The following is a 26,292-nucleotide window of genomic DNA, read 5'->3' as shown; positions in this document are numbered from 1 at the left end:
CGACATACGGATCGATGACCGAGGCATCGGTACACCGGCGGCCTACGGTCGGACCATGACCGATGCGGATCACGAGGACATCGACTACCGCTTCACGCTGGCCAACGAACGCACCTTCCTGGCGTGGATCCGGACCGCGCTCGGGTTGCTCGCCGGGGGCGTCGCCGTGCACACGCTGGCCCAGCCGTTCCATCACGTCGGGCTGCGGCGGACGCTGGCGGTGAGCTGCATCGTGCTGGCGGTGCTGGTGTCGGTCGGCGCCTACACGCATTGGCGGGACGTGCAGCGGCGCATGCGGCGCGGCGAGCCGCTCGCCGACACGGTGATGGTGCCGCTGCTCGCCGTGGGCATCGCGGTGGTCTCCGTGCTGGCCGCGGTGGCGGTGCTCTACCGATGACCGCGCCGACGCTCGCCGCCGAACGCACCGCCCTGGCCTGGCGCCGGACGGCCGTGGCGGCGATGGGCATCGCGGCACTGTTCCTGCACGAGGCCGTCGTCACGGGGTGGCGCGGGGCATCGGTGGCGCCGGTGGCGGCGGCGCTGACGCTGCTGGCCCTCGCGGCGGTCGGTTATGTGCGGAATCGCTCACTGCGGCACGGGCATTGGGGCCACGGGGCGGCGGTTGTCGCGGTGACGACGGTGGCGGTCATCGTCGTCGCGCTCGTGGCGGCCGTCATCGGGTCGGTGAATCCCCTGTTCTAGTGCGGCGTGCGGGGTCGGCCGTGCTCCAAGTACATGACGGTGCCCGACGTGTGCGCTCGACACGCGTGCGCCAAACGCCGCGCAAGGCGTTGAATCACGTAGCCGGGCAACCTGTTCACGTTCACCCATGCGATTGTGTCGATTTCTGTGCCGTCGAGGCGGAGCCTGCGCTCGTCGTCGCCCAGCTCGCCACAATCGAACACATACAAAACCTTGTCCCCCTCGGCATCACCGGGCGCCCAATCGTGAACCAGCAGCCGACGCACAGACCTGTTCAGCCCCAACTCCTCTCGCAACTCCCGCTCACACGCGTCCGCCGGTGACTCTCCCCTGTCGACGTAACCGCCAGGAATATCCCACCGGTTTCCATAGGTCTTACGAACCAGCAAGACCTCCTCGCCACGAACGAAGAGCGCGCCTGCCGCGAGTCGAGGTGTCGCGAACCGGGCGGCTGGGTCAGTCATCGGATCGGCTCCTTCTCTCGGAAAAGCGCTCGAGTTGCGAGGCGAAGCGTAGGGCGGTTGCCCGGACAGGCCCGTATGGTCGCATTATGGGTGAGGGTGAGCAGGTGACGGTGGTTGTGGGTTCGGCGGTCGAGGCTCGGCGGCAGATGGATGCCGTGTGCGCGCTCTACGACGAGGTATTCTCGGTCCCGCCGTTCGTATGGCCGGACGGAGAGTCGGTGCGGCACCGGCAGATGCTGGACCGTCTCGTCCTCGACCCGACATTCGGGACAGCGTTCGCCACGATCGCGGGCGAGCTGGTCGGATTCGTCTACGGCATTGCGTTGAAGCCGGACACGAATTGGTGGAATGGTTTTCGAGAGCCTGTCGCCGACGATATGACTCGTGAATGGACGGGCCGGACGTTCGCGGTGATCGATCTCGCGGTGCGGAACGATTGGCGTAGAAAGGGAATCGGACGCCGTCTGCTCGGCACGCTGCTCAGTACCCGCCCGGAGGAACGTACGACTCTCGCCGTACAGCCCAAGGCCGCGGGATCTCACGCGTTCTACGCCGCGATCGGCGGGTGGCAACTGGTCGGCCGACAGGACACTCCGAGTTACGTCTCGTCGCAATTCGATATCTATGTCGCGGATCTGCCCGGCGCAGCGAAACCGTAGGACATCAGCTCATCATCGAGTTCCCGCACGCAACTCACATTGCTCCACCGCGCGAGTTCGTGGCGAGCCTCTCCGATCCGGGCAGAGAGCCGATCGGATCGGCAGGACCTAGCCAGATCCGCACTGGCGCGAATGGCTCCGACAGCAGCCTCGACCTCACCGAGATCCGCATGAGCATTGGCCAAATCCACACAAGCCAGGGCTCGGTTGCGTACGAACGACGCGTCGATGTGTGCCAAGGCTTCCTCAGCGGCAACACGAGCGTCGTGGCCGGAGCCGAGCTGGTGCAGACAGTCGCTGCGCAGGGACGCCACCAGACCTGGACTCTGAAAGTAGGCGACGGACCCCTCGGCCGGTTGTCGCTCGGCAACGGCGATCGCGCTGTCCGCATCGATCAGCGCTGAAATGCATTGGCTACGTTGGTTGTCCTTCGCGAACGCGATCGCGGCCATATCGTCGGCATAGGCTCGCAATCGATGGTCGTCGGACCGACGTGCCCAATTCTGCGCGGCCACCGCGTGATCGATGCCGAGGCGCGGCTCGTTTCGCCACACCTCCAGATAGGCCATGTTGCAGAGCACCAGTGCGGCCAAATCGCTGTTCCGGGCCTCGTGCGCCGACCTGCGCGCCTGCTTGTAACTCTCGTAGGCTCCGTCGAGGTCGTGCAGATCGAATTGCATCCAGCCGGCCAGTTGGGCCAGCGCCCCGTGCAAGTTGTGCATCCGAGGCCGCAGGCGTTCGGGGCACTCCCTGACCAACGCCTCGGCCAAGGTGCGTTGGCCCTGGACCATCGCGAGCACCGCCTCCGGCCCGAAGACATCGTTCTGGGCCAGCAGCACGCCCAAAGCTCTCTCGATGTTGTCGACGGCGGCATCGTCCACCCGGCTCGGATCGACGAGGATATCGGTGATTCGGTCGCGCTCCACCTCGTCCAGGTCGGCGAAGATCGCGGCCACCGCCGGTAGCACCCCTACTCCGGTGAACAATCGGATCAGCTGACGACGGTTCATTTCTATCCACACTCGCAATTCCGCGTCTATCTGCGCACTCTCTCGCCCCCACGGCACGGCCGCCACCCAAGCCGGCTCGGGTCGAGCCATGCGGCCCGAAGCCGCATCACCGTGCTCGATGAGCTGCTCGAACCGGGCACGTACCTGATCGTCCACCCGCGACAGCACGGTGTCGAGGAGGCCCTGGGTGAAAGGTCTGGGAACAGCTGCGCGGCCACGCTTTCGCCAATTCGCGACCGTTCTCGGCTCGACCGAAACCACCTCGGCGAACTCGCGCACCGACATGCGAGTCGCAGCTTGGAGAGCGGTTGCCTCGAACCCCGTCCAACCCCTCGCAAGCACCATATCGCCTCCCCCGATCGGCCAGTAGTCGATTGCAACGGTAGGTCAACACTGCGCCAACAACAGCGGATTCCGCAGAAGCGGCCCATGCGCGACGGTGGATACAGCTCCATCACCGACAAGAGGGCAGCGGAGGGGAAGCACATGGATTCCGGTGAATACGACCAGGCCAGGCGCACCGCGGTGGGCCTGGTCCGCCCCGACATTGCGGGGCCTGAGACTGCGCGGCAGGCAGTCATGGTGCGGCGGCATGCGGTTGAGTCGGGCTACGCCTGTTTGTATACGGTGCGGCCACCTGCGGATCATCCGGACCCGGTGGGGTATGGGCTCGGGATCGCGGCTGCGCTCGGTGTCGACGCTGTGTTCGTGTATGACCTTGCGACTGTTGATGATCAGCCGTCGCGGGTGTGTGAGATGTTCGTGTTGGGAACCGTCCGTCCGCCGGAGATGTGGAGGGCGGCGGTGTCGAAATCGGTGCCGGGGGCGAGGCCGGATCTGCAGACGCTCTTGTCGGTGCTCGATGGGCTCACCGAGGATGCCGCCGACCACCGGGTGCTCGCGGCGGGCAGCGCCGGGGCCGAAGATGGGCGCGGCGCGAACAGGAATCATCGCTGCGTCGCGCCCGGCTCGGCGGGTGCGACCACGTGAATGCCCCGGGACCTGGCGAGAGCCGAATGCCGATGGACAGCGAGCGTACGACGCGGGCCGGTGGGCTCGAGGCGGTGTGGCGGCCTACTCGTGATTCCAGGAGACGAATCGAGGTGATTGCCGTGCACGACAACGCCGATGACCGTCGCGCGGTGAAGGTGCGGTTCGCGCCGGGGACCGACCTCGCCGAAGCGCGTGTGCGCTGTCCCCAATGGAATCCATTGTGGGACAGGGTCCGCCACGAATTCTGGAGCGACGTATCGCCAACCACACAGCCTTCCATCGCGCCGGATCGGCACGTGCGGTGAACAGCACGCGATCCGAACCGCACACGCGGTGGGCAATCGTGGCGTGCGGCGGTCGTTGCGCCGGACACGAAGGACCGTGTCCGAACGGGGTGTGGGGCCCATACAGCAGCCTTGCCGACGCGGAGCAAGCGATGCGATTCGTCGCCGCCAGTCACCAGCCACACGTCGTCCCGTACTTCGCACGCGGGTATCACCCCGGAGGGACGAGGTGAGCCGCACGCTACTGGCTATGGTCGGTTTGCCGTCGACAGCATCGAGAAGAATTGGACGGGCCGCCAACTGCTCACCTTCACCCGCGGTCACAATCTGTTCGAAGCTGCAAGTGACGCGATACCCAGCATGTCAGAGCTCAGCCGCGTCCGCCTGCTGTCCGACCGAAATCGATCATTACCTTGTCGATGAGAAACGCCTCGGCGAATTCCCTCCCGCACTGGACGCCGCGGATGCGTGCCAACCCGAGAAAAGTGCGTTCGTCGAACCAGTGCCGATACCGCTGCGACGGGTAATGCTCATGAAGCAACCTGGCCTTGGTGGCCGCGATCTTCGGCGCCAGCGGGTGAAACAAGGTGGGGCGTGCGGTATCTATTTCCCACTTTACTATCTCGTACCGCAGTACCAAATGGTCCCGGAATTCGGTAGTTATAAGCTCGGCGAGAAGCCGGTGATCATGATGCGCATCCTCACGGTTCGGCGCGAGAATGAGCTGCGGTTCACAACGGCGACGAAAATGCCGGAGTGCCTCCTTTATTCGCGCCCATTCAGCGGGCGCGCTGCCGTCGGCGACGTCATACACTGTGACGTCGACCTGTGCCCCAGGACAGAATGCACTCAGGGCGTGTCGCTCCTCCCCCTCTCGCTCCGTTCCCCGCCCGGACAGGATCAATGCTCTGACCCGCAGTCCAGGATATGCATCAGCCAACGTCAGCAGCGTGCCGCCCGCCCCGATGGCGATATCGTCACAATGCGCTCCCAGTACGGCGATCTCGGTCAGACTATCGCCATTCAGTGACATCAAATCCGTACACGCATTTCATGAGAGCGCGCCTGTACTATCTGCCGCCGCCGGTCGGGTTCGTCGCCATCGAGTGAGCGAAACCCGACGTACTCGACGCCCAAGCTCGACCGTAAAATTTCGTCCACACAACGCAAGCACGTGCCATTACTCATTACACAACTCCAAACTCGGGAACGAACCCGCACGGGACAATATATCGCCTCCCACCCACTTCCCAGGATTGGCTAGTCCGAGCTCGGCGCCAGGCTTATCATCGAGGACAGTTCAGCCCGACCCGACCGCATATCGGATCCAATCCGGAGAGGCAACCCATGTTCATAGCCACCCTGATCGAGTTCGCCGGACGCGCCTACGAGACCATCGCAAACACTCCCCATGAGCTGCTTCCCGATGTGGTCGGCCAAAAAATCGACTCGACCACGCTACTCGAGGCATCCCAGTCACGAGCCTTCGGAGTTCCGCCGGTCGATACCATCTAGTGGACGGATACCATCCCACGTGATGGCAACCGACCACTCGGTGAAACGGGGCAAAATCGGCGTAGACGCCATTGTGGTACCGGCCGCGCGACCGATCAACCTCGTGAGAGAGCACGTACGGTTAGCCGAAGCCCTCGGATGCACTCTGGTCGTCGTCTGCAGCAAGCAAATCAGTTCGCGAGACGTTGCCGATAGTGCGGCACATTCCAGCGTTCCGGTAGTTGCGATCGACTTCGACGCGAACGTGTGCCCGCCCTATCCCGAGGTCTTCGGCACCGCCGAACTACTCGCGCGAACGCCATTCTGGCACTCGGTCGAGGTCAGCGCGAAACGCAATTTGGGGATCATCCTCGCGCACCTGGTCGGATGGGACCGAATCTTCTTCCTCGACGACGACGTGCGGATCGATGAGCCCAATCATATTCTTGCTGCCTCGGAACTGCTCGACCAGTACGCGGTATCCGGATTGACCGTCCACGGGTTCCCCGATCTCTCTGTAGTCGGCCATGCCCTCGAGCGAATCGGGCAGGTGCACGACTCGTTTCTGGCGGGCGGTGTCCTGATGACATCCCCCAGGCAACGTCCGGCATTCTTTCCGGAAATATACAATGATGACTGGCTATATCTACTGGACGACGATTCCTTTCCCAAGCTCGCACTGACCGGAAGTGCCGTACACGCCGAATATCGCCCCTTCGATGATCCCCGAAGAGCGGCACACCAAGAGTTCGGCGAAGTCATCGCACAGGGCCTGCACAGCGGCATCCGCCACGGGTTCGCACCGGGCCATGCAGATCGCGCCTTTTGGCGGTCCTTCTTATCTGCCAAGTACGACTTCCTGCAAGCACTGATCGACAAGTTCGCCGAGCGCATCGCACAGGGAAACGACGAAGTCGCGGTCCACACCGCGCTGCAGACGGCCATTGCCGCACACCAGGAGATCACTCCGGCCTTCTGCGTCGCCTACACGGACGCCTGGAAACGCGACAAACGCTGGTGGAAAACGTATCTATCACAACTACCCAGCTCGATGCCCTTGCCGGACGCGATAACCCACCTGGGCCTACACGCCTTACTGTTACTACCCGGATCGCTTTCGACGACGAACCACTGAGGATGCGATGGACCTGAGCTTCCAAGAAAAGGACAACCGACTCGCCAACCGCATCAGAGCGAACAAGCGATTCGGCACCTTCGACCTGACCGCCTGGATCGAGAAATTCGTCAGCGTTCGACGTTGGAAAGCCGTGCTCGACATCGGCTGCGGTGACGGAAACCATCTCGGAATCTACCTGCGCCACCTGCAGCCCGGCGGTCGCGTGATCGGAATCGACCGAGACAGCACATTGCTCGATACTGCGCGAGCCGATCTCGGTGGCGCTCGCGAACTCACTCTGGTCGAACAATCCATGGATGACGAATTTCCGTTCGAGAACTGCACATTCGATCTGGTGACATCGATTTTCGCCATCTACAATGCACAGGACCCGGTCACCACAATCGGCGAGATCACCCGAGTTCTTCGCACCGACGGCCACTTGCTGCTCATCGGACCGACGGCCGAGAACGCGCCCGAACTCTATGATTACAACGAACGCCTCACCGGACAACGCATCGACGATCGCACCCGAATCCGTGCTGCACGACTCACCGACGAATTCCTACCGATCGTGCAAGAGCGATTCGACTATGTGCGAACCGACACGATAGATGCAAGCCTTATTTTTCCCGACCGAGAAGAATTCTTACGGTACTACACTTCGACATTGTTGTTCGAAGAAACGGCAGAGGGCATGAAACTGAGCCGCGCGGACATGGAATCAGCGTGCTCTGTGGAACATGACCTGCGATTGACAAAGTCGATGTTCATGATCGAGGCGCACTCCCCGATTCCCACAGAACAAATTCATTCCTGACTCCCTATGATCTCGTCCGCTCAGGGCATGGCTTCGCTGATCGGGCCCACCGGCGTGAGGCTCGCCTCAAATCAATTGCTTGGCAAAGCAATTCGACAGCGGTAGGTGTTCGTAGGGTGAGAAGAGAGGGATCCGGTGGTAACCGCGGCGGAGGTAGAAGCGGACGGCCACCGGTTGCAGATGTCCGGTCTGCAGGATCAGCCGCGGCACGCCGTGCGCGCGGGCGGTGTCTTCGGCGGCGGTGAGCAGCAGGTCGGAGATGCCGCGGCCGCGATGGCCGGGACGCACGAACATGCGCTTCAGTTCGAGATCGCTTCCGTTCCGACGTATTGCGGCGTGACCGACCGGGTCCGGTCCGTACGCGACCACGGTGCGGACCACCGTCGCGGGATCGATGCGGTGCGGGTCGGTCGGTAATGTCCGCATCAAGCGGGCGTAGCGCGGGCCCACCTCGGCCGCCATCTCCTCGCGCAGCAACACGGCGTCGGGATCGGCCCAGCCGACAGGGCGCAGTGTGACGGTACCGCGGTCATTGTCGACCATCCCGGCTCCATTCGTCGTGCGACCGTTGACATTCGAGCCGGTACCGGGCACCGCACAACAGCTATTCACTCACGCTGGTCGAAACTGTGTACAGCGCAGCCCGTCTCCCGCAGCATGGCCAGCGACCAAGGGGTCTGTCGCCACTTCCGAGACCGAGGCGGCGCGGGTCACCCTGGAGCGAGGAGTGGCCCATGTCGGCTGAGTCGGCGCGCTCGGCGGTGTTGTTCGACCTGGAAGGGACGTTGCTGGACACTCCGCGCGCTGTCGCCGAGCAGATGTCGCTGGCTGTCGAGGCGGTGACCGGCGTTCTCCCGGAACTCGCGACCGCCCGGGCGCTGATCGGCGCGCCACTGGCGCAGATGGCCGGAGCGCTGTCCGGTACGGAACCGGATTCGACTACAGCGCAGAGGGTTTCGGCCGATTTTCGGACCCGGTACCGCGAACTCATCGTGCCGAAGGCGGCCGATCTGCTGTTCCCCGGGGTGCGCGGCGGCTTGGAGCGACTCGCCCGGTCCGGTCTGGTGCTGGCCGTGGTGACCAGCAAGAAACGCCAGGGCGCCGAGCTGCTCCTGGCCGCCGCGGGCATCCGCGAGCAGTTCGCGGCCGTGGTCGGTGCCGACGACGTGACACATCCCGAACCGCATCGCGACAGCGCAGACGCCGCCCTGGCGATCCTGGGCCTGTCCGATGCCGGGCCCTCCGGCGCGGTCGTCGGCGACACCGCCGCGGATATCGGATTGGGTGCCGCCATCGGCGCTTTCACCGTCGGAGTCACCTACGGCGTCGGCACGACATACCAGATCGCCTCCGCGCCTGCCGATTACGTGGCGCACACCTTCGACGACGCGATCCGCGCCGTCCTGCTCCGGACCGGAAGGTGAGCCGTCGAGAGTCCTACTCGCGCAGCCAGGTGTCGTGGAACTGCAACCGGCCCGACGCCTCGAACTTCAAGTCCTGCACCGTATCCGACACCCCGATCGCCTGCGACAGCTCGATCGTGGGTATCCACAGCCCGTTGTCGAGCACCAGTCGCTGCGCCTGCCCGATCAGCTGTGTACGCACGGCCGGGTCGGCGGCCTGCAGTTGGTCGTAGAGCGCCCGATCCAGCGGCGGGATCGGGCCGCGCGCGTTGAGGTTGCGGTCGGCCAGACCGAAGGTGGTGCGCAGGATGTCGCCGTCGGCGCGGGTGATGTTGTAGTACACCGAGTCGAAATCCTTGGCATTCTGCCGCGCCGTGTACTCCGCGTCGGAGGCGACCTGCAACTGCACCTCGACGCCGACCTTGCGCAGCTGCTGCTGGATCAGCTCGAGAATCGCCTGATTCCCGGCGAAAGCGCGGCTGAACAGGATGCCGAAGGACAGGCGCACGCCGTCCTTGGCCCGAATCCCGTCACCGCCGGGCGCCCAGCCCGCCTGCTCCAGATGGCGCCGCGCGGTCTCGGGGTCGTACCGTATTCGCTCCGAAAGATCCACGTAGGCAGGTGTTTTCGAGCCGAGTGAACTACTGGCGGGCCGGAACTGCGGCCCCAGCACCGTATCGACGAGTTCCTGACGGTCGATGGCCGATTCCAGCGCGGCGCGCACGGCCGCGTCCCGTAGCGGTCCGCGGGTGACGTTGGGCTGAATCCCGAACGGCAAGCCCGGATTCGGGGTCACCTGCACCTTCCCACCGGCGGCCTCGATCTGCGGCGCGTCCTGCGGCAGCGCGTCGCTGACCGCGTCGAGCTGGTTCGAGGACACGCTGCCCGCCCGCACCCCCGACTCCGGCACCACCGTGAACTCGATCCGATCCAGATAGGCCTCGCCCTGGTGCGCGAAAACCGGTGACCCCCAGGCATAGCCGACCCGCTTCACGAGCGTGGCCGAGGCGCCCTGCTTGTACTCGGCATAGGTGAACGGGCCGGTGCCGATGTCGGTGCCCAGGCAGCGCTCGTCGGCCGACCCGGACGTCGTGCCCTCGGCGAGAATGCCGAGCTGCGGCGTCGAGGACGCCTGCAGGAACTGCGCGTTCGGCCGGTCGAATTCCACCCGGGCGGTGAGCGGATCCACCACGGTGGTGCCGGTGTACCCGGCCAGGTAGCTCGCCGCCAGGGGCGCCTTCACACCGGTCAGGGTGTGCACGATGGCGTCGAAATTCTTCTGCACCGAGGTCGCGGTGAGCGGCGTGCCGTCGCTGAAGGTCACCCCCGGACGCAGGTGGAAGGTGAAGGCTCTGGCGTCCGGGCTCACCTCCCAGCTCTGCGCCAGCCACGGCGTGATCGCGCCGGTCTCGGGGTTCTGGTCGGTCAGGGAATCGACGATCTGCCTTGTGACATAGAGGGTTTGGTTGGTTCCGGCCTGGGCCGGATCGGAGCAGGTGGGCGCGAGCGACAGGCCGTAGCGCAAGGTGCCGCCCGGCCGCGGTGGGCCGGCCGGAACGGAGCCGCCGGAGTCGGAGCCACAGGCCGCGAGGGTCGCGACGGCGACGACGGCGCCCAGCAGGGCCACGGGTCTTTTCATCGAATTCTCCAGGGGGGTGAGGTGGAACGCAGCCCCAGGATGTCGGCGGCCAGCACCGCGAAATCGACCATCGAATTTCCTTTGCCTCGGCTGCGCCGACGGTAGGGGGAAATCGGTTGCGGTGTCAGCACTCTCGATCGGCCTGAGCGCAATGCTTGCCCGCGGTTCGAACGGTCCGGCGATTTCGCTCACGCTGATCCTGTCCGATGGCAGCGCCGCCGCGATGGCGGACAATCCGAGCTGGTTCCGTCCACTCGACCCGTCAGGAGCGCACAGGGTGACCACGTCACTACCGGTGAATCTGAAGCATGCCAAGGACATTCACCCTGCCGTAGACGTGCCGCTGTTACAGGACGCCGTACACCCGGACCGCACACTGTGGTCCCCCGCGGAACTGCGCGAGCTGACCGAGGCGGTCGCCGCCGAACTCGCCACGCCGCTGCTCGACATCGTCCGCTTCGATTCCGGCCAGCGCTGGTGGACCCGGCTGGCGCTGACCATGGGCGTGGAGCTGTGGCTGTTGTCGTGGGCGCCGGGGCAGGGCACCGAACCGCACGACCACGGCGGGGCGTCGGGCGCGTTCACGGTCACCGTCGGCGAGCTGAACGAGGAGTACCGCCACGCGGGCGGGCCCGTGCGGCAGGCGCACTGGCGGGCGGGCCAGACCGTGGCCTTCGGGCCGCAGCGTGCCCACCGGCTCGACAATCGCAGCGCGGGCCCGGCGGCCACGGTGCACGCGTACTCGCCGCCGCTGCGGCCGGTCCGCGAATACCGTGACCTGACCGATTTTGCGGGGATATGACCGGTTCGGGAAGGGTGGAGGTATGAGTGCCGTAGACGAACTACTCACCCGCGCCCGGTCGCGACTGATCCGGGTGGAGCCCCGGGAGGCGGCGGCCCTGCAGTCGGAGGGCGCGCTGATCGTGGACATCCGGCCACACGCGAACCGGCTCGACGAGGGCGAGATTCCGGGTGCGGTGGTGATGGAACGCATCGTGCTGGAGTGGCGGCTGGATCCGACCGGCGAGCACCGGCTGCCGGGCCTGGCGGCGGATACGCCGGTGATTCTGGTCTGCAACGAGGGGTATGCCTCCAGCCTGGCCGCCGCCGACGCGCACCGCCTCGGCCTGGCCCACGCCACCGACCTGATCGGCGGTTTTCGCGCGTGGAAGTCCGCCGGACTCCCGGTGGTGCCGGGCGGCTCCCCCGCCGTGCCCTGAGCATCCCGCGAAACATGCGCCGATGCGCGCGGTGAGAACAGCGGATTCGGCGTCCGATCGGCCGGATCGCCGAATTTCGTTCGATACGGTGGGACGATGCCGAAGAACGACCCTACGGCGCGGTCCGCGGTGGCGCTGGACGACGTCGATCGCATCCTGCTCGACGAACTGGCGCGCGACGGGCGCATGACGAACAACGCGCTGGCGGCGGCCGCCGGGATCGCCCCGTCCACCTGTCTGGGGCGGGTCCGGTCGCTGGTCGAACGCGGGGTGATCCGCGGCTTCCACGCCGATATCGACCCGGCCGCGCTGGGGCGCAGCCTGCAGGCGATGGTCTCGGTGCGGGTGCAGGCCAACGCGCGCAAGCACCTCGCCGACTTCGGCGCCCAGCTCGCCGCGCTCGACGAGGTGCTCAACGTCTACTTCATCGCGGGCGCCGACGATTTCCTCGTGCACGTGGCCACCGCCGACACCGAACGCCTGCGCATGTTCGTGCTGGAGAATCTGAGCGCCCACCCCGCCGTCGCCCGCACCGAAACCATCCTCATCTTCGAACACATCCGCCCCCGCATCCGCCCAGGCCGCTGACCGCGACCTCCCCACTCCGGCGTGGGGCTGTGCGATCAGCGCGGCGGCCTCCACGCTCCGACGAAGCACTGCGCGAGGTAGCGCACGACCTCCACATCCGGCGTAGGGGTTGCACGATGTAGCGCGCACGGCCTCCACCCCCGGCGTAGGGGTTGCACGATGTAGCGCGCACGGCCTCCACCCCCGGCGTAGGGGTTGCACGATGTAGCGGGCGCAGCCTCCACATCCGGCGAGGGACTACGCGATATAGCGCGCACGACCTCAAGGTTCGGCCTAGGGCTGTGCGGGATAGCGCGCACAGCCTCCACACCCGGCGAGGGACTACGCGATGTAGCGCGCACGTCCTCCGCCCCCGGGCGTAGGGCTGTGCGGAGGTAGCGTGTGCGGCGTTCACACTCCGGCGAGGGGCTGGGCGGTGTAGCCGTGCGCGGCGGCGACGCTCTCCGACAGGAGCATGCCCTGGTGGGTGCTCAGGCCCTGTTCCAGGCCGGGGTCGGACGCGACCGCCGCGCGCCAGCCTCGATCGGCGAGTGAAACGACATAGGGCAGCGTGGCATTGGTGAGGGCCACGGTGGAGGTGTAGGGCACCGCGCCGGGCATGTTGGCCACGCAGTAGAAGACCGACTTGTGCACCTGATAGGTCGGATCGGCGTGGGTCGTGGGGCGCGAGTCGGCGAAGCAGCCGCCCTGGTCGATGGCGATGTCGACCAGTACCGAGCCCGGCTTCATCTGCTCCACCAGCTCGTGGGAGACCAGCTTCGGCGCCTTGGCCCCCGGCACCAGCACCGCGCCGATCACCAGGTCCGCCTCGCGCACCGAGTTCTCCAGCTCCTGCGCGTTGGAGATGACCGTGCGCACTCGGCCCTGATACTGCGCGTCGAGTTCGCGCAGCGGCGCGATGTTCAGATCCAGCACCGTCACGTCGGCGCGCATGCCGACGGCGACCGCCGCGGCATTGCGTCCCGCCACTCCCGCGCCGATGACGACGACCTTTGCCGGGCGGGTTCCGGGTACGCCGCCCATCAGCACGCCGCGCCCGCCGCCGCTGCGCATCAGGTGGTAGGCGCCCGCCTGGGATGCCAGCCGACCGGCCACCTCGCTCATCGGCGCCAGCAGCGGCAGCGAGCCGTCGCGGCCGGTGACGGTCTCGTAGGCGATGGCGGTGACGCCCGAGCGCAGCAGCGCGTCGGTGCATTCCGCCGAGGCCGCGAGGTGCAGGTAGGTGAACAGCACCTGGCCCTCGCGCAGCCGCGAATACTCCTCGCCCACCGGCTCTTTGACCTTCAGCACCAGATCCGCTATGCCCCAGACCTCGTCCGCCGAATTCAGCACGCGGGCGCCGACGAGCGAGTAGGCGTCGTCGTCGAACGCCGAACCGACGCCGGCCCCGGTCTCGACGAACACCTCATGGCCGCGCGCCACCAGTTCCCGCACCCCGGCCGGGGTGCCCGCGACTCGGTATTCGTGGTTTTTGACCTCGCGGGGGATTCCGATCTTCACCTGTGCTCCTGTGTCCGCTGGATGCAATCGTCCCGTTGCCCAAAGTATGAAAAAACTGCGATCAGAGATCTATCCTGCTGAAGATAATTCTCGATTACGCCGATGTGTCATCCATATAAGCGAAACTCCGGGTCTCGACAGGCCGCCGCCCGAAGCATCTTCGGCGCTACCCGGGCGGCTCGTGCGGCACGTCCCAGATCAGCGCCAGGAACAATCGGGCCCGCTCGCGCGGCGATTCCAGCCGCTCGCCGTACAGCTCGCGCAGCCGGGCCAGGCGATAGCGGACCGTCTGCGGGTGGATGTGCAGTTCGTGCGCGATCGCCTGCCGGTCGCCCATCTGCCACAGCCAGCTGCGCAGCGTCTCGATCAGGCGGTCGCGGGTGCCCTCGGGCAGTTCCAGCACCGGTTCGAGCACCTGCTCCCGCAGCACCGACAGCAGCCACTCGTCGCGGTTGGCGATGATGGTGTCGAGTTGCTCGCCGACGACCACCGGGCTGTCGCGCAGCACCCCGCCGCGGCGCAGGCGCAGCGCCGTCTGCGCGATGTGCATGCCGACCGGCAGCAGATCCAGCGACAGCGGGCCGCCGATGACGACCGCGCGGCCGCGGAACACCGCGGCCAGCCGGGGCAGCTGCCCGCCGCCGTTGGTGTTCGGCACGATCACCCCGGTCGCGTCGGGCCGACGGATCGGAAGGGCGTTGAGGCCGAGCCGATCGAGGGCGGTCCGGGACTCGGCGTCGTCGGGATCGGCGAGCACCACAGCGGCGTCGGCGGGCAGCGGCCAGCTGGCCCGGTTCGCGGCGGCACGGACGTCGGTGGCATCGGAACGGCCCGACAGCAACAGTTCGGCCAACTCCTCGCGGCGGCGCTCCCGGGCCGCGCTGGCGGCCGACTGCTCGAGCACGTACCCGTGCGCCGACGCGGTGGAGAACTCGTCGACGAAGACGAACACGGCCTCGGCCAGGGCGGCCAGCACCTGCGGCTCGAGTTCCAGCTCCAGCGCGGTCGCGGCGACATGATGCCAGGCCACCCGGGCGCCGACCTGGTAGGCGGTGAGCAGGTACGACAACTCCAGGCCGTCCTGGAAATGCCGCCGCCCGATCTGCTCGAAGACCAGCCGCGCCCGCGCGTACTCGCCGCCGCCCGCCCGGCCGGGGGCGGGACCGTGCTCGGCCATCTCCAGCAGGCTGTGCACGAACAGCACACCCGCCTCGGCCACATCCGGATGATGTTGGTCGAGGAATCCCGCGTAGTTCGGCCACTCGGCGGCGAGCATGTCCCGCACCTCGTCGAGAAGGACGGGCATCCTAGCATCGAGCTCGGTCGCCAGCCGCTCTACCGCGTCCGGCTTAACCTGAAATTCTTTGTCGGAGATGCTCATCCGAATCCCTCCGGCCTCGATTATCCCCCCGTGACAAATACGACCGTCCGAAATCACCTCGTTGGTTGCAGATTTGCGCGCAGAGTAGCGCTCACCATCGAGTAATGGACGCAGCCACGGCCGGGCCCCGACGAATCCGGGCCCGCGAACAGGAGGAGAACTTCCCCGTAGCGCTGCGCTGGCTCCCCCGCGAACAACGCGATCACCTGCACGCGGTATACGCGACGGCCCGGATGATCGACGACATCGGCGACCGGGCGGCCGGGGACCGCACCGAACAATTGCTGGCGCTGCGTGCCGATCTTTCGCTGGTGTGGTCCGGCGGTGAACCGGCCAACCCGGTGTTCGCGGCGCTGGCACCCACGGTGGCCGCGTGCGGGCTGGCGGAGGAGCCGTTCCAGCAGCTGATCGAGGCCAACCTGGTCGACCAGCGGGTCACCCGGTATCCGACCTTCGAGGACCTGCTCGGCTACTGCCGCTTGTCGGCCGATCCGGTCGGGCGGCTGGTGCTCGGAGTGTTCGGGCAGGGCACGCCCGTGACGATCGCCTTGTCCGACCGGGTGTGCACGGCATTGCAGGTGCTCGAACACTGCCAGGACGTCGCCGAGGACTACCGGGCCGGGCGGATCTACCTGCCGCAGGCGGATCTGGCCGACTTCGGCGTGGCCGAGGCACAACTCGCCACGGGCGCGACCGGCTGCCGGGCGGTGGTGCTACGCCAGGTGGACCGGGCGATGGATCTGCTGGACGAGGGCGCCGCGCTGGTCGGCAGGCTCACCGGCTGGGCGCGGATGGCGGTGGCCGGATACGTGGCCGGTGGCTACGCCACCGCGAAGGCGTTGCGGGCCGCCGACGGCGACGTGTGGCTGCGAAAACCCACGCCCCGGCACGTGGACACGGTTCGCACGATGGTGGCGCTGCTCGGCCGGGCGGCGGTGGTCACCCGATGACGGCCACCCTGCCCACTCGCACCGAGGCCTACGCCGAGTGCGAGAGGATCACCCGCACCGAGGCGAAGAACTTCTACTACGGCATCCGGCTGCTGCCCCCGGACAAGCGGTCTGCCCTGTGCGCGCTCTACGCGCTGGCGCGCCGGATAGACGACATCGGCGACGGCGACCTGGCACCGGCCGCCAAGACCGAGGCGCTGGCCGGATTGCGCAAGCAGCTCGACGACCCGGCCGGACAGGACGATCCGGTGCTGCTCGCGGTGGCCGACACCGCGCGGCGCTACCCCGTCCCGCTCTCGGCGTTCGGCGAATTGATCGACGGCGTGCAGATGGACGTGGACGGCGTCGGTTACGCCGATTTCGCCGAGCTGACCACGTACTGCCGATGCGTCGCCGGTGCGGTGGGCAGGTTGTGCCTGTCGGTGTTCGGCACCGGCGCCGATCCGCGGGCGCCGCTGTTCGCCGATCAGCTGGGCATCGCGTTGCAGCAGACCAATATCCTCCGCGACATCCGCGAGGACCTCGGCAACGGCCGCGTCTACCTACCGGCCGACGAACTGGACCGGTACGGCGTCCGGCTGGAACTCGACGCCACGGGAGCGCTCGACGATCCGGACGGACGGCTCGCGGCGCTGATCCGCGACGCCGCCGAACGCGCCGAGAACTGGTACTGCCTGGGCCTGCGGCTACTGCCGGAGCTGGACGGCCGCAGCGCGGCCTGCTGCGCCGCCATGGCGGGCATCTACCGGCAGCTCAACGCCCGCATCCGCGCCAACCCGGCGGCGGTCTACGACCGGCGGCTGTCGCTGTCGGCGTGGGAGAAGGCCCGGGTCGCCTCCGGTGCGCTGCTGCGGTCCTCGGCGGCGCTGACCGGCGACGGCGAGCGGTCCCGCACGGCGCGGGGCCCGCGATGACCGCGCGCGTGGCGGTGGTCGGCGGCGGCCTCGCGGGCATCACCGCGGCGCTCGGCTGTGCCGACGCCGGACATCGGGTGACGTTGTTCGAATCGCGAAATCGGCTGGGCGGCTTGACCTATTCGTTCGACCGCGCCGGGCTCGCGGTGGACAACGGCCAGCACGTGTTCCTGCGCTGCTGCGACCGATACCGCGCGTTGCTGACCCGGCTGGGCGTGGCAGGTGAGGTGAATCTGCAAGAGCGCCTGGACATCCCGGTGCGCGGCCAGCGGCTCGTCTCCGCCGGGCGGCCCGCCACTCGGCAGCACACCACACTCGGGACCGCCGCCGGGCAGTACGCCGACGGCGCCGAACCCGCTGTCATCGGTGGCCGCCTACGCCGTCTGCCGGTGCCCGCCCCGCTGCACCTGAGCTGGGCGCTGCTGCGCTATCCGTGGATATCGACGGCCGCGCGTGCCCGGTTCGTGCGGGCCGCGCTGGCGCTGCGTGCCGTCGATGCCGACGATCCGCGCAACGACGCCGAGAGCTTCGGGGACTGGCTGCGCGCGCACGGACAGGATCGGGCCGCCATCGAAAGTCTGTGGGAACTGGTCGGCATCGCGACGCTCAACGCGCGCGCCGACGACGTATCGCTGGCCCTGGCCGCCACCGTCTTTCAGATCGGCCTGCTGACCCGGTCGGACGCCGCCGACATCGGTTGGTCGCGAATACCGTTGGGGCGCTTGCACGGTGATGCCGCCCAGCGGGCACTCGCGGCCGCCGGTGTCACGGTGGTGACGCGCGCGAAAGCGGCGGGGATCCAGCGGAACGGGAGCGGGTGGTCGGTATCGGTCGACGGCGACTGCGCCGCGGCCGACGCGATCGTGCTCGCCGCACCACCGGACGCGGCGGCTACCCTGCTGCCGCCGGAATCGGTGCGCCTGCCATCGAATTGGTCTGTGGCCCTGGATAATTCGCCGATCATCAACGTGCACGTCGTCTATGACCGGCAGGTGATGGCCGAGCCGTTCCTGGCGGGGCTCGGCACGGACGCGCAGTGGGTCTTCGACCGGACCGACGCCTCCGGCCTCGGCGACACCGCGGCGGGCGGCCAGTATCTCGCGGTCTCGGTGTCGGCCGCCGACGACCTGGTCGACCTGCCCACCGCCGAGTTGCGCCGCCGCTTCCTCCCGCAGCTGCACCGGCTGCTGCCCGCCACCCGCGCGGCCGGGGTTCGCGACTTCTTCGTCACCCGCGAGCGGCACGCCACTTTCCGCCCGTCCCCCGGTAGCGCGCGCCTGCGCCCGGCGGCCCGCACCGCGCTGCCCGGTCTGTACCTGGCCGGCGCCTGGACCGCCACCGGCTGGCCCGCGACCATGGAGGGCGCCGTGCGCAGCGGGGAATCCGCTGTCGCCGAACTCGTTTCGGACTACGCCCGGACGCCCGCCGAGGAGGCCGTCCGATGACACCCGACTTCGAACAGCATCAGGCACGGGTAACGGAGGTGGTTCGGTGACTACAACGATCCTGTCTGCCGTCGGCACCGGAAGCGACGCGGTGCGGGCCGCGTTACGCGAGGCGGTGAGCCGCCTCGACGATTCCCTCCGCACGGTGGTGGCCTACCACTTCGGCTGGTGCGATCAGCACGGGCACGCCGTGGCGGGCAACGGCGGCAAGTCCATCCGATCCCGGCTGGCACTGCTCACGGCGCAGGCTACCGGCGGCGACGCGGCCGACGCGATACCCGGTGCGGTCGCGGTGGAGCTGGTGCACAACTTCTCGCTGGTCCACGACGACCTCATGGACCGCGACACCACCCGCCGGCACCGGCCTACGGTGTGGGCGCTCTGGGGCGACCCGGTCGCGGTGCTCGCCGGTGACGCGATGCTGTCGCTGGCGCACGAGGTGCTACTGGATCCTGCTGTGCCGCACGCGGTTCCGGCCAGCCGGATCGTCGGCGCGGCGACCCGGGAGCTGATTCGCGGGCAGATCGCCGACGTCGCGTTCGAGCGGCGCAGCGAGGTGAGCCTGGCCGAATGCGTGCGAATGGCCTCGGGCAAGACCGCGGCGCTGCTGTCGGCCAGCGCGGCCGTCGGCGCGGTGCTCACCGGCGCACCGGCGCGCACGGTCACCGCGATGGAACGCTACGGCCATCACGTCGGCCTGGCCTTCCAGCTGGTGGACGACCTGCTGGGCATCTGGGGCGAGCCCGAGGTGACCGGCAAGCCGGTGTGGTCGGACCTGCGGTCGCGCAAGAAGTCACTGCCGGTGGTCTGGACGCTGGAGGCCGGCGGCACCACGGGACACGAACTGGCGCAGTGGCTCTCGTGCCCGGAGACGCCGGACGAGGACGGTTTGCGATACGCCGCGGAGCTGGTCGACCGTGGCGGCGGGCGCCGCTGGGCCCGCAACGAGGCCCGGCGGCGGGTCGCACTGGCCGAACAGGCGCTGGCCGCGGTGCCCATGCCGGCGCAGTGCCACCGGGAGTTGACCGATCTGGCGAAGTTCATCGTCGAACGGAGTGCGTGAGTATGACAGTGATCGACACGACCGACGCGCGGGCCGAGGAACTCGCGTCCGTCCGCGACGCGCTGCGGGCGGCGGTCGCCCACCTGCGCTCGCTGCAGGACGAAACCGGTTGGTGGAAGGGCGAACTCGCCACCAATGTGACGATGGACGCGGAGGACCTGCTGCTGCGCGCCTTCCTGGGCATCAGCACCCCGGAGGTGACCGAACCGGCCGCCCGCTGGATCCGATCCCAGCAGCGCGAGGACGGCACCTGGGCGACCTTCCACGGCGGCCCCGGCGATCTGTCCACCACGGTCGAGGCGTGGGTGGCGCTGCGGCTGGCCGGTGACTCGCCGGACGCCCCGCACATGCGCGCGGCGGCGAAGTTCGTGCGCGCCGGGGGCGGCGTCGAGGCGAGCCGGGTGTTCACCCGGATCTGGCTGGCGCTGTTCGGTTTGTGGTCGTGGGACGAGCTGCCCAATCTGCCGCCGGAGCTCATCTTCCTGCCGTCCTGGTTCCCGCTCAACATCTACGACTGGGGTTGCTGGGCGCGCCAGACCGTGGTGCCGCTGACCGTGGTGGCGACGCTGCGCCCGGTCCGTCCGCTGCCCTTCGACATCCCCGAACTGCGCACCGGATCGGCTCCGGCGCAACGCGATTCGATCGCCAGCATCGCCGGTGTGTTCCAGCGACTGGACACCGTGCTGCACAGCTACGCGCGCCGCCCGCTCGGCTGGGTGCGCGACCTGGCGATGCGGCAGGCCGCCGAATGGATTCTGGCCCGCCAGGAGGCCGACGGCGGGTGGGGCGGCATTCAGCCGCCGTGGGTGTACTCACTGCTGGCGCTGCATCTGCTCGGCTACTCGCTGGATCATCCGGCGGTCCGCGCCGGACTGGACGGACTGGAAGGGTTCGTCGTCCGGGAACAGACGCCCGAGGGCGAACTGCGCAGGCTGGAGGCCTGCCAGTCGCCGGTGTGGGACACCGCGCTGGCGCTGGTCGCGCTGCTGGACGCCGGCGAACCCGCCGACGATCCCGCCGTGCTGCGCGCCACCGACTGGCTGCTGGCCGAGCAGGTCACCGTCGGCGGCGACTGGCAGGTGCGCCGTCCCGACCTGACCCCGGGCGGCTGGGCGTTCGAATTCGCCAACGACCGCTATCCGGACACCGACGACACCTCCCTCATAGTCCTTGCCCTGCACCAGGTTTCGCATCCCGACCAGGCGCGGTTGCGAGCGGCGGTCGAGCGCGCGGCGGAGTGGACGGTCGGCATGCAGTCCGCCGACGGCGGCTGGGCCGCGTTCGACGCCGACAACACCTCCTCGCTGCCGGCGGATCTGCCGTTCTGCGATTTCGGCGCGGTCACCGATCCGCCGTCGGCCGATGTCACCGCGCACGTGGTGGAGATGCTCGCGGCGCTGGGCCGCGCCCGCGACGAGGAGTGCCGGCGCGGCGTGCGCTGGCTGCTGGACCATCAGGAACGCGACGGTTCCTGGTTCGGCCGCTGGGGCGCCAACCACATCTACGGCACCGGCGCGGTGGTCCCGGCGCTGGTCGCCGCCGGTGTGGACCCGCACTCGCGGCCGATCCGGGCGGCCGTGCGGTGGTTGCGGATCCACCAGAACCGCGACGGCGGCTGGGGCGAGGACCTGCGTTCCTATCGGGATGCGGTCTGGATCGGGCACGGCGAGTCCACGGCCTCGCAGACCGCCTGGGCGTTGCTGGCGCTGCTGGCCGCGGGCGTCGACTCGCCGGTGGTGGACCGCGGCATTCGCTGGCTGGTGGACACCCAGCGGCCCGACGGCGGCTGGGACGAGGACCTGTTCACCGGCACCGGCTTCCCCGGCGACTTCTACATCAACTATCACCTGTACCGGGTGGTGTTCCCGATCTGGGCGCTGGGCCGGTACCTGCGCGGCCCGGCCGCGATCGGCACCGGGCAGACGGGCGGCTGAACGATGCGACCCGGAACCGTCTGTGCCCCACTGCGAAGCGAGTGGGCGGCACTGCGCGGCGCCATCGCCACCCCGGTGGTGCGCACCGGGCGCGGGCCGACCCACCGGCTGGATGCGGCGGCCGGTCCGATCGCCGTCGCCGGCGTGGCGGGCGGATTGGATCCGCGCGTGCAGCCCGGGGATCTCGTCGTCGCACAGGAGATCCGTCGCGCCGGGGTGGTGCTGCCCAGCAAGGCCGCGCCGCTGCTGTACTCGGCCCTGCGGCACCTCGGGCTGCGAGTTCACCTGGGGCCCATCTATTCGGCCCAGCGCGTCGTCGACGGTCCGGCCCGGGTCCGGCTGGCCGCCACCGGTGCGCTCGCCGTGGACACCGAGTCGGCGTTCCTCGCCGACGCGGTGCCCGACGGACGCACGGTCGTCATCCGCGCCATCGTCGACACCCTGGACGCGCCGCTGGTGCATCCGGGCACGGTGCTGCGCGGGATCCGCGCCCTGCACGCCCTGCGTTGTGCCGCACCGGTTCTCGACCAGTGGTCGGCCGCGATCGGGGAACGGGAGGTGCTGCTGTGCGGTCCGCTGACCACCGATGCGCCGCCCGCGCCACGGACCACACGGCGGCGTCGGCCCGGCGTGGATCTCGTGCTGCTGCTCCGTTCCCCCGACACGGCCGTTGCCGCGCCGGGCTTCGATTCCCGGTCGGTCCGCATCACCGGCAGATACGTCTGGAGCGCCCCCGCGGTCCCGGACCGGGAATGCCACACCGCCGGATTGCCGGAATTGGCTGCCAATCAAGGCATTCCGGTGCATCCGGTGGACAGCGTGGCGGGGCTCGACCTGGCGCTGCTGCGCGGCGCCCGCCGGATCGCGGTGGTCGCCACCGCGTCCACGCCACCGTCGCTGACCGCCGATCTGCTCGACGCCCTGTCCGGCCTGGGCCCGGTCCGGGTACGCGAGACCACGGTCGCCGATGAACTTCGTTTCCACCCACGGGAGGTGAGTTGAATGGCAATGCCCTGGCGTCAATCTCTGCGCCTGGGAGCCTATCTCGCGAAGCAGAAGGTGCTGCGCCGCGAGAAGTTCCCCATCCTGGTCGAATTGGAGCCGCTGTTCGCGTGCAATCTCAAGTGCGCCGGTTGCGGCAAGATCCAACATCCACACGACCTGCTCAAACAACGAATGCCGGTGGAACAGGCCGTCGGCGCGATCGAGGAGTGCGGCGCGCCGATGGTGTCCATCGCCGGCGGCGAACCGCTGATGCACCCGCAGATCGATGAGATCGTGCGGCGACTGCTGGACCGGAACAAGATCGTTTTCCTGTGCACCAACGCCGTGCTGCTGCCCAGGCATCTGCACAAGTTCGCCCCGCACCGCAATTTCGCGTGGATGGTGCACGTCGACGGGCTGCGGGAGCGTCACGACGCGTCGGTGTGCAAGGACGGCGTATTCGATCAGGCCGTGGACGCGATCCGGCAGGCCCAGGCGGCCGGATTCCGGGTGATGACCAATACCACCTTCTACGACCTGGATTCGCCGCAGGACGTCATCGACGTACTGGACTACCTCAACGACGAGCTCGGCGTCGACCACATGCAGATCGCGCCCGGCTACGCCTACGAGAAGGCGCCCGACCAGGAACACTGGCTCGGCGTCTCGCAGACCCACCAGCTGTTCGCGAAGGCCTTCGGCGGCGGTCGCCGCAAGAAGTGGCGGCTCAACCACTCCCCGCTGTACCTGGACTTCCTGGAGGGCAAGGTCGATTTCCAGTGCACGGCGTGGGCGATCCCGTCCTACTCGCTCAAGGGCTGGCAGCGACCCTGCTACCTGCTGGAGGACAGCTACGCCGCGAGCTACCGGGAGCTGATCGAGGACACCGACTGGTCGAACTTCGGCCGCGGGAACGACCCGCGCTGTGCGAACTGCATGGCGCACTGCGGCTACGAACCCACCGCCGTGGTCGCCACGCTCGGCTCGCTGCGGGAGACGATCCGCGCTGCGGTGAGCTGACCGCGGGCCGTCGGCGTTTCGTCCGGAACGCGGGCCCACGGCCGGGTACTTTCGGCAGGTGCGACGCATCCACACCGGTGTGGACACGGTCACCGCCTTCCTGACGACGCTCGTTGCCGGGTTGTCGCTGGCCCTGCCGATCGACTTCCGGTGGACCAGCGAATCCTCGCCGCTGCAGCTGAACCTGCTCGCCTTCAGCCAGCCGCGCGCCGTCGCGGCGGGTGCGGTCGTGGCCGTGGTCGTCGCGACGGTGCTGACGGCGGCGGAGAGCGAACTCGCGTCGTGGTGCACGACGCTCGGCGGCATCGTGACCGTCGCGGCCGTGCACCAGGTGGGCTACACCTCCGGCCCGACGGCGCCGCTGACCACACTGAACTTCGTCGACTCGGTCAGCGGCGGAATCCTGCTCGGCGGTATCGGCGCGGCGGTCATCGGCCGCCGGATACCGAGTGCGGGCTGGGTGCTCGGCATGGTCGCCAGCATCTCCGTCGCCGAGGCGCTGCCCAGCACGCAGCGATCCGGCGGCGCGTGGACGGCCACGGATTCCCCGCCCGCGTGGCTGGTCGGCGCCGCGGTCGCGATGGTGCTCGTCAGCACCTACCTCAACCGGCATCGCGACACGGCGCCGCGGCTCTCGGTGGAGTTGCCGATGGCGCCGATCGTCGCCGCGCTGGTGCTGATCGGCACCGAGACGGCGACGGCGGAATGGTTGTCCCGCCGCGGCGACAGCATGATCGTGATCGTCGCGGCCCTCACGATCGCCACGCTGGTGTTCGGTGTCACCGCGCTCGCGCTGCCCGGTCGGGAGGGCGTGTTCGTGCTGATGGCCGTGTCCGTCACGGCGGCGGGCAACGCGATGATCTCGGCCACCCTGCCGATGTGGTCGCTGCCGTGGTTCATCGTGCTCACCGGCGCGGGACTCGCTGCGGGATTGCGGTGGCCCAGACCGCAGGCGGGCTTCACCGCGACCGCGGCCGTGGCCCTCTGCGCGACGCTGCTGGCCTATGTGCACAGCCGCAGCGACGTCGTCGACAATCTGGGCAACTTCGTGCTGGCCGTCGTCGCCGGTTATGCCCTGGGCGCCGCACTGCCGCAACGTGGTTCGACGCGGGTGATCGGTCTGGTGATGATCGTGACGCCGTCGGCGATCCTCGTCCTGCGCACCCGGCTGAGCTACGGTTCCTGTGCCGAGTCACCCTCGCCCGGCGGCGGGCTGGTATGCGAATTCAACGGGCGCGCTTCGGTACTCCCGGGCTGGGCGGCGCTCGGCGTCATCACCGGCTGCGTGGTCTTCGCCGGACTGCTGCGCGGCCGTCGCGTTGACAACACCGGGGACGGCGCTTAGGTTTTCCGGACCATCGAGCCGTGATCACCACCGCCGCCCCAGGGAGCCGCCGATGCTCGCATCCGGTTCGCCGCGCCGGGCGTTCCTGCGCGCGGCGGGTCTCGGCGTGGCCGCGCTGTCGGCCGCCTGCACCGGCTTCGTGACCAGCGGTGCGGGTGGAATGGTGTTCCTGTCCACCCAGTTCCGCCCCGCCGACGAGGCCGAGCGGTTCCGGGCGCTGCTCGGCCGCGTCGCGCCGGGCGTCAGCTATGTGACCATCGAGGAGAGCCCGTTCGCGGGTCAAGTGCGCAGCCAGGTGGACGCCGGATCGACGCGGATCGGGCTGCTGGGCGGGCTGCACGGCGACCTCGCCCCGCTCGCCGACGGCTACCTGACCGACCTGACCGGGCTGCTGGCCGACCTCGGCGACCGCCGCTGGCCGCCCGACTACCTGCGCCTGGCCCGGGTGGGCACCGACCGCACCTGGTACATCCCCTGGGCCACAGCGAGTTACGTGCTGGCGGCGCACGCCGACGCGCTGCAGCACCTGCCGTCCGGGGCCGACGCGAACGCGCTGACCTACGACCAGTTCCTGGATTGGGCCGTCGCCGCGCGGCGCGCCAACGGCAACCGGCCGATGCTCGGTCTTCCCGCCGGGCCCAAGGGCCTGCTGCACCGGTTCGTCCAGGGCTTCCTGCTGCCGTCATTCACCGGCGGCCAGATCACCACCTTCCGATCGGCGGAGGCGGTGACGGCATGGCGGTACTTCCGCGAATTGTGGGCCAACTGCGTGCCTTCCGGCACCAACTACGACTTCATGCAGGACGCGCTGGACAGCGGCGAGGTGCGAATGGCGTGGGATCACGTGGTCCGGCTGGCGCAGGCGCCCGCCCGCGAGCCGGGACGGTGGCGCATGCTGCCCGCGCCGCGCGGCCCGCACGGGCTCGGGTACATGGCCGTGGTGACCGGGCTGGCGGTGCCCGAGCACAGCCCGGATCCCGAACTGGCACAACGGACCATCGCGACGCTGACCCAGCCGCAGACTCAGCTCGAATTGCTGCGGTCGAACGGTTTCTTCCCCTCCGTCGATACCGCTGTCCCCGCCGACCTGCCCGCCGCGGCCACGCTGGAGGCCGAGGCATTGCGCCGCCAGCGGGACGCGCCGGGTGCGCTGCTGTCGCTGCCGCCGGTCGGCCTCGGCAAACGCGAGGGCGAGGTGAGCAAGGTGTTCCAGGACAGTTTCCGCTCGATCGTGCTGGGCGGCAACGATATTCGCGCCACGCTGGACCAGCAGGCCCGGGTGCTGCAGGGCATCCTCGACGAGCTGCGCGTGCCCTGCTGGGCGCCGGATCCCGCGGCCGAACCGTGCCGGGTGGGGTGAGCG

At 68.6% G+C, this 26,292-nt stretch carries 27 protein-coding genes; 20 read left to right on the top strand and 7 right to left on the bottom strand.

All coding sequences use genetic code 11. From position 1 onward, the window contains the following. Positions 1 to 55: 55 nt before the first annotated feature. Entirely contained in the window at positions 56 to 397 is a 342-nt protein-coding gene (locus NWFMUON74_RS07575; RefSeq protein WP_187687242.1) for a YidH family protein, read from the top strand. Continuing rightward, positions 394 to 702: a DUF202 domain-containing protein gene (locus NWFMUON74_RS07570; protein WP_187687241.1), complete on the top strand. Its 309-nt coding sequence runs from the start codon at positions 394 to 396 to the stop codon at positions 700 to 702. The genes NWFMUON74_RS07575 and NWFMUON74_RS07570 overlap by 4 nt, the downstream gene beginning before the upstream one ends. Here the strand turns inward: NWFMUON74_RS07570 and NWFMUON74_RS07565 are convergent. After that, complete coding sequence (locus NWFMUON74_RS07565) at positions 699 to 1,166, bottom strand: NUDIX domain-containing protein (RefSeq protein ID WP_187687240.1); 468 nt, start codon at positions 1,164 to 1,166, stop codon at positions 699 to 701. The two genes, NWFMUON74_RS07570 and NWFMUON74_RS07565, sit on opposite strands and share 4 nt — an antisense overlap. A gap of 86 nt (positions 1,167 to 1,252) precedes the next feature. Between NWFMUON74_RS07565 and NWFMUON74_RS07560 the strand changes: the two genes are divergently transcribed. Next, entirely contained in the window at positions 1,253 to 1,825 is a 573-nt protein-coding gene (locus tag NWFMUON74_RS07560) for a GNAT family N-acetyltransferase (protein ID WP_187687239.1), read from the top strand. Here NWFMUON74_RS07560 and NWFMUON74_RS07555 read toward each other — a convergent pair. After that, positions 1,789 to 3,180, bottom strand: coding sequence for an NsdA family TPR-like regulatory protein (locus tag NWFMUON74_RS07555; protein ID WP_483243749.1), 1,392 nt, complete (start codon positions 3,178 to 3,180; stop codon positions 1,789 to 1,791). The genes NWFMUON74_RS07560 and NWFMUON74_RS07555 overlap by 37 nt on opposite strands. Positions 3,181 to 3,264: 84 nt before the next feature. On the opposite strand from NWFMUON74_RS07555, the gene NWFMUON74_RS07550 reads away from it, so the two are divergent. Beyond that, complete coding sequence (locus NWFMUON74_RS07550; RefSeq protein WP_187687237.1) at positions 3,265 to 3,825, top strand: hypothetical protein; 561 nt, start codon at positions 3,265 to 3,267, stop codon at positions 3,823 to 3,825. A 657-nt stretch (positions 3,826 to 4,482) separates the two neighbouring features. On the opposite strand, the gene NWFMUON74_RS07545 is transcribed toward NWFMUON74_RS07550, so the two are convergent. Beyond that, positions 4,483 to 5,148 carry a PIG-L deacetylase family protein gene (locus tag NWFMUON74_RS07545; protein WP_425300408.1) on the bottom strand — a complete coding sequence of 222 codons (666 nt, stop codon included), beginning with the start codon at positions 5,146 to 5,148 and terminating at the stop codon, positions 4,483 to 4,485. 311 nt (positions 5,149 to 5,459) lie between these two features. Between NWFMUON74_RS07545 and NWFMUON74_RS07540 the strand changes: the two genes are divergently transcribed. The 3 genes from NWFMUON74_RS07540 to NWFMUON74_RS07530 are packed head-to-tail and all read left to right on the top strand — an operon-like array spanning position 5,460 to position 7,543. Then, entirely contained in the window at positions 5,460 to 5,627 is a 168-nt protein-coding gene (locus NWFMUON74_RS07540) for a hypothetical protein (RefSeq protein ID WP_187687235.1), read from the top strand. Positions 5,628 to 5,649: 22 nt separating this feature from the next. Continuing rightward, complete coding sequence (locus NWFMUON74_RS07535) at positions 5,650 to 6,741, top strand: hypothetical protein (RefSeq protein ID WP_187687234.1); 1,092 nt, start codon at positions 5,650 to 5,652, stop codon at positions 6,739 to 6,741. Positions 6,742 to 6,748: 7 nt separating this feature from the next. Next, positions 6,749 to 7,543: a class I SAM-dependent methyltransferase gene (locus tag NWFMUON74_RS07530; RefSeq protein ID WP_187687233.1), complete on the top strand. Its 795-nt coding sequence runs from the start codon at positions 6,749 to 6,751 to the stop codon at positions 7,541 to 7,543. Positions 7,544 to 7,609: 66 nt separating this feature from the next. Here NWFMUON74_RS07530 and NWFMUON74_RS07525 read toward each other — a convergent pair whose 3' ends face one another. Continuing rightward, positions 7,610 to 8,086 carry a GNAT family N-acetyltransferase gene (locus tag NWFMUON74_RS07525; protein WP_187687232.1) on the bottom strand — a complete coding sequence of 159 codons (477 nt, stop codon included), beginning with the start codon at positions 8,084 to 8,086 and terminating at the stop codon, positions 7,610 to 7,612. Positions 8,087 to 8,277: 191 nt separating this feature from the next. Here NWFMUON74_RS07525 and NWFMUON74_RS07520 point away from each other — a divergent pair, with 191 nt between their 5' ends. Beyond that, positions 8,278 to 8,967: an HAD family hydrolase gene (locus NWFMUON74_RS07520; protein WP_187687231.1), complete on the top strand. Its 690-nt coding sequence runs from the start codon at positions 8,278 to 8,280 to the stop codon at positions 8,965 to 8,967. Between the two features lie 13 nt (positions 8,968 to 8,980). Here NWFMUON74_RS07520 and NWFMUON74_RS07515 read toward each other — a convergent pair whose 3' ends face one another. Beyond that, on the bottom strand, positions 8,981 to 10,585 hold the full coding sequence (locus tag NWFMUON74_RS07515; RefSeq protein ID WP_187687230.1) for an ABC transporter substrate-binding protein: 1,605 nt from the start codon (positions 10,583 to 10,585) through the stop codon (positions 8,981 to 8,983). 277 nt (positions 10,586 to 10,862) lie between these two features. Here NWFMUON74_RS07515 and NWFMUON74_RS07510 point away from each other — a divergent pair, with 277 nt between their 5' ends. The 3 genes from NWFMUON74_RS07510 to NWFMUON74_RS07500 all read left to right on the top strand — a co-directional run bounded on the left by NWFMUON74_RS07510 (position 10,863) and on the right by NWFMUON74_RS07500 (position 12,393). Next, entirely contained in the window at positions 10,863 to 11,387 is a 525-nt protein-coding gene (locus tag NWFMUON74_RS07510; RefSeq protein WP_197986980.1) for a cysteine dioxygenase, read from the top strand. 22 nt (positions 11,388 to 11,409) lie between these two features. Then, on the top strand, positions 11,410 to 11,805 hold the full coding sequence (locus tag NWFMUON74_RS07505; RefSeq protein ID WP_187687229.1) for a rhodanese-like domain-containing protein: 396 nt from the start codon (positions 11,410 to 11,412) through the stop codon (positions 11,803 to 11,805). 96 nt (positions 11,806 to 11,901) lie between these two features. Further along, complete coding sequence (locus NWFMUON74_RS07500) at positions 11,902 to 12,393, top strand: Lrp/AsnC family transcriptional regulator (protein WP_187687228.1); 492 nt, start codon at positions 11,902 to 11,904, stop codon at positions 12,391 to 12,393. A 390-nt stretch (positions 12,394 to 12,783) separates the two neighbouring features. Here NWFMUON74_RS07500 and ald read toward each other — a convergent pair whose 3' ends face one another. Both ald and NWFMUON74_RS07490 read right to left on the bottom strand, forming a co-directional pair. Next, entirely contained in the window at positions 12,784 to 13,893 is a 1,110-nt protein-coding gene (ald, locus tag NWFMUON74_RS07495; protein ID WP_187687227.1) for an alanine dehydrogenase, read from the bottom strand. A gap of 166 nt (positions 13,894 to 14,059) precedes the next feature. After that, on the bottom strand, positions 14,060 to 15,274 hold the full coding sequence (locus NWFMUON74_RS07490; RefSeq protein ID WP_483243861.1) for a PucR family transcriptional regulator: 1,215 nt from the start codon (positions 15,272 to 15,274) through the stop codon (positions 14,060 to 14,062). 104 nt (positions 15,275 to 15,378) lie between these two features. Between NWFMUON74_RS07490 and hpnC the strand changes: the two genes are divergently transcribed. Genes hpnC through NWFMUON74_RS07445 form a run of 9 tightly spaced genes read left to right on the top strand, consistent with a single transcriptional unit; the run spans position 15,379 to position 26,289 of the window. Continuing rightward, positions 15,379 to 16,224: a squalene synthase HpnC gene (hpnC, locus tag NWFMUON74_RS07485; RefSeq protein ID WP_187687225.1), complete on the top strand. Its 846-nt coding sequence runs from the start codon at positions 15,379 to 15,381 to the stop codon at positions 16,222 to 16,224. Continuing rightward, on the top strand, positions 16,221 to 17,138 hold the full coding sequence (gene hpnD, locus NWFMUON74_RS07480) for a presqualene diphosphate synthase HpnD (protein ID WP_187687224.1): 918 nt from the start codon (positions 16,221 to 16,223) through the stop codon (positions 17,136 to 17,138). The genes hpnC and hpnD overlap by 4 nt, the downstream gene beginning before the upstream one ends. Continuing rightward, a complete protein-coding gene (hpnE, locus tag NWFMUON74_RS07475; protein ID WP_187687223.1) occupies positions 17,135 to 18,583 on the top strand; it encodes a hydroxysqualene dehydroxylase HpnE in 1,449 nt (482 codons plus the stop codon). Before hpnD ends, hpnE begins: the two co-directional genes overlap by 4 nt. 46 nt (positions 18,584 to 18,629) lie before the next feature. After that, complete coding sequence (locus tag NWFMUON74_RS07470) at positions 18,630 to 19,646, top strand: polyprenyl synthetase family protein (protein WP_187687222.1); 1,017 nt, start codon at positions 18,630 to 18,632, stop codon at positions 19,644 to 19,646. A gap of 2 nt (positions 19,647 to 19,648) precedes the next feature. Next, positions 19,649 to 21,580 carry a squalene--hopene cyclase gene (shc, locus tag NWFMUON74_RS07465; RefSeq protein WP_187687221.1) on the top strand — a complete coding sequence of 644 codons (1,932 nt, stop codon included), beginning with the start codon at positions 19,649 to 19,651 and terminating at the stop codon, positions 21,578 to 21,580. Between the two features lie 3 nt (positions 21,581 to 21,583). Beyond that, entirely contained in the window at positions 21,584 to 22,582 is a 999-nt protein-coding gene (locus NWFMUON74_RS07460; RefSeq protein ID WP_187687220.1) for a phosphorylase family protein, read from the top strand. Next, the gene (gene hpnH, locus NWFMUON74_RS07455; protein ID WP_187687219.1) at positions 22,583 to 23,584 is read left to right on the top strand and encodes an adenosyl-hopene transferase HpnH; all 1,002 of its coding nucleotides are present in this window, start codon (positions 22,583 to 22,585) and stop codon (positions 23,582 to 23,584) included. A 58-nt stretch (positions 23,585 to 23,642) separates the two neighbouring features. Then, entirely contained in the window at positions 23,643 to 24,929 is a 1,287-nt protein-coding gene (locus NWFMUON74_RS07450) for a hypothetical protein (protein WP_187687218.1), read from the top strand. Between the two features lie 52 nt (positions 24,930 to 24,981). Further along, complete coding sequence (locus NWFMUON74_RS07445; RefSeq protein WP_187687217.1) at positions 24,982 to 26,289, top strand: ABC transporter substrate-binding protein; 1,308 nt, start codon at positions 24,982 to 24,984, stop codon at positions 26,287 to 26,289. The last annotated feature ends 3 nt before the right edge of the window (positions 26,290 to 26,292 follow it).

It is taken from the genome of Nocardia wallacei, from assembly GCF_014466955.1.
GTDB lineage: Bacteria > Actinomycetota > Actinomycetes > Mycobacteriales > Mycobacteriaceae > Nocardia > Nocardia wallacei.
The sequence above is the reverse complement of the archived record's forward strand: the minus strand, read 5'-3'. Positions and strand labels throughout refer to the sequence as shown.

Coding starts and splice junctions, on each gene's coding strand:
- NWFMUON74_RS07490 (WP_483243861.1), bottom strand. CDS start 15,274: ATGAGCATCTCCGACAAAGAATTTCAGGTTAAGCCGGACGCGGTAGAG.
- NWFMUON74_RS07575 (WP_187687242.1), top strand. CDS start 56: ATGACCGATGCGGATCACGAGGACATCGACTACCGCTTCACGCTGGCC.
- hpnE (WP_187687223.1), top strand. CDS start 17,135: ATGACCGCGCGCGTGGCGGTGGTCGGCGGCGGCCTCGCGGGCATCACC.
- NWFMUON74_RS07460 (WP_187687220.1), top strand. CDS start 21,584: ATGCGACCCGGAACCGTCTGTGCCCCACTGCGAAGCGAGTGGGCGGCA.
- NWFMUON74_RS07525 (WP_187687232.1), bottom strand. CDS start 8,086: ATGGTCGACAATGACCGCGGTACCGTCACACTGCGCCCTGTCGGCTGG.
- NWFMUON74_RS07515 (WP_187687230.1), bottom strand. CDS start 10,585: ATGAAAAGACCCGTGGCCCTGCTGGGCGCCGTCGTCGCCGTCGCGACC.
- shc (WP_187687221.1), top strand. CDS start 19,649: ATGACAGTGATCGACACGACCGACGCGCGGGCCGAGGAACTCGCGTCC.
- hpnC (WP_187687225.1), top strand. CDS start 15,379: ATGGACGCAGCCACGGCCGGGCCCCGACGAATCCGGGCCCGCGAACAG.
- NWFMUON74_RS07445 (WP_187687217.1), top strand. CDS start 24,982: ATGCTCGCATCCGGTTCGCCGCGCCGGGCGTTCCTGCGCGCGGCGGGT.
- hpnD (WP_187687224.1), top strand. CDS start 16,221: ATGACGGCCACCCTGCCCACTCGCACCGAGGCCTACGCCGAGTGCGAG.
- NWFMUON74_RS07535 (WP_187687234.1), top strand. CDS start 5,650: ATGGCAACCGACCACTCGGTGAAACGGGGCAAAATCGGCGTAGACGCC.
- NWFMUON74_RS07500 (WP_187687228.1), top strand. CDS start 11,902: ATGCCGAAGAACGACCCTACGGCGCGGTCCGCGGTGGCGCTGGACGAC.
- NWFMUON74_RS07560 (WP_187687239.1), top strand. CDS start 1,253: ATGGGTGAGGGTGAGCAGGTGACGGTGGTTGTGGGTTCGGCGGTCGAG.
- NWFMUON74_RS07550 (WP_187687237.1), top strand. CDS start 3,265: ATGCGCGACGGTGGATACAGCTCCATCACCGACAAGAGGGCAGCGGAG.
- NWFMUON74_RS07555 (WP_483243749.1), bottom strand. CDS start 3,180: ATGGTGCTTGCGAGGGGTTGGACGGGGTTCGAGGCAACCGCTCTCCAA.
- NWFMUON74_RS07540 (WP_187687235.1), top strand. CDS start 5,460: ATGTTCATAGCCACCCTGATCGAGTTCGCCGGACGCGCCTACGAGACC.
- NWFMUON74_RS07530 (WP_187687233.1), top strand. CDS start 6,749: ATGGACCTGAGCTTCCAAGAAAAGGACAACCGACTCGCCAACCGCATC.
- hpnH (WP_187687219.1), top strand. CDS start 22,583: ATGGCAATGCCCTGGCGTCAATCTCTGCGCCTGGGAGCCTATCTCGCG.
- NWFMUON74_RS07505 (WP_187687229.1), top strand. CDS start 11,410: ATGAGTGCCGTAGACGAACTACTCACCCGCGCCCGGTCGCGACTGATC.
- NWFMUON74_RS07570 (WP_187687241.1), top strand. CDS start 394: ATGACCGCGCCGACGCTCGCCGCCGAACGCACCGCCCTGGCCTGGCGC.
- NWFMUON74_RS07520 (WP_187687231.1), top strand. CDS start 8,278: ATGTCGGCTGAGTCGGCGCGCTCGGCGGTGTTGTTCGACCTGGAAGGG.
- NWFMUON74_RS07565 (WP_187687240.1), bottom strand. CDS start 1,166: ATGACTGACCCAGCCGCCCGGTTCGCGACACCTCGACTCGCGGCAGGC.